Annotated in this window: 2 protein-coding genes; both read right to left on the bottom strand. The window is 65.7% G+C overall.

The genetic code is table 11. The features are described from left to right. Nucleotides 1–18: 18 nt before the first annotated feature. The gene (locus ACFWF3_RS35860) at nt 19–180 is read right to left on the bottom strand and encodes a hypothetical protein (protein WP_379318604.1); all 162 of its coding nucleotides are present in this window, start codon (nt 178–180) and stop codon (nt 19–21) included. A 137-nt stretch (nt 181–317) separates the two neighbouring features. Continuing rightward, nucleotides 318–1,376 (bottom strand): Ig-like domain-containing protein, encoded by a 1,059-nt coding sequence (locus tag ACFWF3_RS35865; RefSeq protein WP_379318605.1) that lies wholly within the window; start codon nt 1,374–1,376, stop codon nt 318–320. Nucleotides 1,377–1,430: the final 54 nt, after the last annotated feature.

Here is a 1,430-nt window from a genome sequence, read left to right on the forward strand (position 1 = left end):
GATCAAAACAAAGACTATCTACAGGCCGATCAACAGGATTTTTAATTCTCCTCCTCCTGAACGCGGGGCGTCCTCACCGAGTGCGGTGGAATGGGTGAAGCCGGAATCGAAGTCCTGCTTGGCCGACCAGGCCAGGCCGGTGCCCGCGAGGACGGCCAGCGCGGTGGTCGCCACGAGCATTCTGGCCATGATCAACCCGGCTCGGCGAGCGCGGCCGCGCCGTGGCGCGCGAGGGTCGGTGGCGGCATGCTTGCCGACGCGCTGTGGTCCCCGTCGTGCCGTCTCCCGGCGCGGCGGCGGAAAGGCGTTGTCCCCGTTCACCGCAGCGCGCTACCTGCCTGCCACTGTTCCCACGGCACACTCCAGTCGCCGTTCTGCCACACCTCGAGCGGGGCGCCGCCGGTGTTCCTGATCTCGACCACGTCGCCGGGTTGGGAGAAATTGTAGAACCAGCGCGCGTTCTCGCCGCTGAGATTGAGGCAGCCATGTGAGACGTTGGTGTTGCCCTGCGCCCAGATCGTGTCGTCGAGTTGGTGCAGATAGATGCCGTCGGTGCTGATCCTGGTCGCCCACCCGATGGATTCCTTGTAGCCGAGCCGGGAGTTCACCGGCAGGCCGTAGGTGGAGGAGTCCATGATCACCGGATTGGCTTTGTCCATCACGGTGTACACCCCGGGCTGGGTCCAGAAGGTGATGGTCTTGCCCGCGACGGTCTGGCTACCGCCCATGCCCAGCGAGGTGGGCATCGTCTTGATCAGCGTGCCGTTCTCGTACACCTGCACCTGCTTGTCGTTGTCGTCGACGATCGAGACGTGCGAGGGGCCGATGGTGAAGCTGGTCTTCGTGTCTTCCTGGCCGTAGAGGCCACCGCCGAGATCCTTGCCGTAGATGTCGGCGGTGAGCGTCACTTTCGTGCCGGGCGTGTAGTAGTTCGCGGGCCGCCAGTGGGCGTTGCGGTTGTCGAGCCAGTACCAGGAGCCGGTGACGGGCGGGTCGGTGGTGACCGACAGGTGCTTCTCGGCCGTCGCGCGATCGGGCACGTCCTCGTCGAAGTGCGCGACGACGACGGTGCCGACGCCGAAAGTGCCCGACGAGGAGAGTTCCGTGCCGCCCGTGGTTCGGAAATAGACCTTGGTCTGGTTGTTCGGCGCCAGCGTGGTGAACGACGAGGTGATCGGCCCGACCCGGCCGGTGACGGTGACCGCCTCGGCCGTGACCGTGTAGGTGTGGCCGTAGCCCAGTGGTTCCGACGGTTTCCATGCCGACTGGTCGGGGGTGAGGATGCCGTCGACCGTGCCGCCCTGCTCGTTGGTCATCGTGACCGCGGTGAGCTGCCCGTCGCTGGTACTCACACGCACCGGGCCCAGCGGATCGATCTCGGTCGCGCAGCGACAACAGCAGCACTCCTACGGTTGAACAGACCCATGACG

The organism is Nocardia sp. NPDC060220 (assembly GCF_042727815.1).
GTDB lineage: Bacteria > Actinomycetota > Actinomycetes > Mycobacteriales > Mycobacteriaceae > Nocardia.

Bases quoted from the DNA above. Each gene is read 5' to 3' on its own strand.
- ACFWF3_RS35860 (WP_379318604.1), bottom strand. From the start codon at position 180: ATGCTCGTGGCGACCACCGCGCTGGCCGTCCTCGCGGGCACCGGCCTG.